Below are 2,518 nucleotides of genomic sequence, written 5' to 3'. Positions count from 1 at the left end.
ATGAACTCGCCCGGGTGCGGGGGATTGTGCATCGGAGTCAGCGCATCCATCAGTGATAGTCCTCGTAGTCCAGGACGTAGGCGTTCCCATCGCGGAACTCGAACGTCAATCTCCAGTTGCCGCTGACCATCACCGACCAGCGGTTCGCCATCGCGCCCTTCAGGGGGTGGAGCCCAAAGCCGGGGATGTCCATGTCCTCCACTGCTTGCGCAGTGTCGAGCGCCGCGAGCTGCAGACGCAGTCGCTTCGCATGGTGAGGTTGGACGCCGGCGTGGCTCCCTTTCTCGAAGAGCATGCGCAAGCCCTTGTGTTGGAAGGACTTGATCACGATGAAAGTGTAGCGTGTTGCGCAATAGGCAACAAGAGCGAGGGGCGGGACGGTATGCGCGCGCAGCGAGGAGTGGGTGGTTCGGTCACGGACCAAGCGTCCAGCGCGGGTGTGACAGGACGATGCCCCGAGAATCACGGCGCGGCCGTCACCTCGAGCACGCCCTTCGCGCCCTTTTCCGCCAAACTCATCTGGTGGTTGACGATCGCGTAGTGGCCAGCCTCCGGCGGCACGAACTCTACGAAGCCGCCCTGCGCCGCGAGTAGCGGCAGCACCTGGGCACCGGTCACCCCCTGCGTGATCCCATCGGTCGAGGCGCCGCGATAGACCGAGTAGGCGCCTTCGTTCCACACCGTGTCGAACTGGGTGCCCACCACGTGGAATGACAGGTCCGCGTTCGGTCCTGCGTCGAGCACCCACATGCGCACCCGCTCGCCGGCGACGGCGGTCAGCGGGTGAGCTGCGTACTGGAACGCGCGCCCGTTGAAGGCGACCACGTCGGGCTGCATCGCGGCGGCCTTGGTGGGGGACGTGGTGCCGCCCTCGCCGCCCAGATACATCTCCGACTGGATGAGCACGTATTGGCGATCCACCGGCTCCAGGCCGTCTGGCTCGATCACCACGGCGCCGAACATGCCGTTCGCGATGTGTTGCGTCATCGGCATGGTGCCGCAGTGATACATCCAGATGCCCGCGCGCCCGGCCGTGAACTCATACACCAGCGATTCGCCCGGTTCGATGGTGCGCATCGGGCCGTCTGGCGCCAGCTCGCCCGCGTGGAAGTCGATCGAGTGGCCCATGGTGCCCGCGTTGACCAGCGTGATCCGGAACGTGTCGCCGATGCGCCCGTGGAGGGTGGGGCCTGGCGAGGTGCCGTTGTAGGTCCAGATCGCGCGCGTCACGCCGTCTGCCACGGTTTCCGTGGATTCGGTGACGGTGAAGGTGTATTCGCGGAGGGTCTCGTCGGTGAGGGGCGGGAGTTCGGCTGGCATCGGCTCGGCATCCTTGGCGGCGGCCAGCAGGTCCACCATCGACGGTGCGGCGACGTCAGGCCCCGTTGAGCCGTCGCCTTGCATCATGCCTGGCATGTCACCGGAACTGGACCCGGCGTCGTCCGTTGTCCCGGCGTCGGCCGGGGTAGCCGCCCCGCCCAGCGCGACGATGTCGAGCTCCATGCCCATGGCGCGATGCCCTGCGAGAGAGCACCAGCCCTCCATGTTGGAGCTGATCACGCCAGCGTCGAACGTGACGGCCGCTCCCGGCGCGATCGACCCGGTCTCGGTGCCGTTCGCGAGCACCAGGTCGTGGCGCTGGTCGCCGGAGTTCTCGAAGGTGATGAGCAGGCGGTCGCCCGCGGGGACCTCGATGGTGCCGGGGGTGAAGGACATGCCGTCGACGCCCACGGTGACCTCGGTGGTGTTGCCGGTCGGCTCGACGGAGCCGGTGGCCGGGTCGGTCGTGGTGGCGGCCTCCGTGCGGGCGGGGTCGGCGAGCACCATCGCGCCCAAGGTGATGACGCCCACGGCGAGCAGCGCGATGAGTGCCTGTGTGCGGCGGGGGACCGCAGGCACGGGGGTGATGGGGGCGCCGACGGCGGGAGCGCCAGCGGGTGGGGGAGACGCGGGTGGCGTGAGGGTCACAGAAGGCTCCTGGGGTCGGTCTCGGGGCTCTGAGGAGCGCTGCCGCCTGGGGCGACGACGATGGGTGCGGCGAGCGGCACGGCGCCGCCCGTTGCGCGCCTGGCCTTGGCTTGGCGGGCACCGGCGAGGGCCATGAGGACGATGTCTCCGGCGAAGGTCGCGGCGACGGTTGCCCACCAGGCCCAGCGGGCGTCGGCGCCAATCCCGGTGGTCGCGACCAGCAAGGCGATGCTGACGGTCCGCACGGTGAGGCGCGCGGTGGAGGCGGTCTCGAGCGCCGCGATGCCCACGCGGACGGTCGCGGCGCCGCCGCCCACCACCACGGGCAGCAGATACGTCAGTGCACCCACAAAGATCTGAGCGGGACCCGCGACGCCGATGACGGGGATCCAGGCCATGACGGCGTCGCGGGCGGAGGTGGGGTCCTCGGCCCGGGCGATGAGGGCGGCGATGAGCAGCAGCCCGGCGCCGGTCCAGGCGATGCCGCCCACGAGGGTCCAGGCGGCGTGCTCGCGCGGGCCCTTGGCGATCATGACGCGCGCGAGGGGCA

At 69.7% G+C, this 2,518-nt stretch carries 2 protein-coding genes and 1 pseudogene; all 3 read right to left on the bottom strand.

From position 1 onward, the window contains the following. Nucleotides 1-49: 49 nt before the first annotated feature. Complete coding sequence (locus QZZ29_RS09585) at nt 50-328, bottom strand: type II toxin-antitoxin system RelE/ParE family toxin (protein WP_226095651.1); 279 nt, start codon at nt 326-328, stop codon at nt 50-52. 134 nt (nt 329-462) lie between these two features. Continuing rightward, nucleotides 463-1,968, bottom strand: a complete 1,506-nt coding sequence (locus tag QZZ29_RS09580) for a multicopper oxidase domain-containing protein (protein WP_291382827.1) — start codon at nt 1,966-1,968, stop codon at nt 463-465. After that, nucleotides 1,965-2,518, bottom strand: a pseudogene (locus QZZ29_RS09575) (hypothetical protein); the annotation flags it as partial. The pseudogene QZZ29_RS09575 and the gene QZZ29_RS09580, both read right to left, overlap by 4 nt.

It is taken from the genome of Demequina sp. (assembly GCF_016278765.1).
Lineage (GTDB): Bacteria > Actinomycetota > Actinomycetes > Actinomycetales > Demequinaceae > Demequina.
The sequence above is the reverse complement of the archived record's forward strand: the minus strand, read 5'-3'. Positions and strand labels throughout refer to the sequence as shown.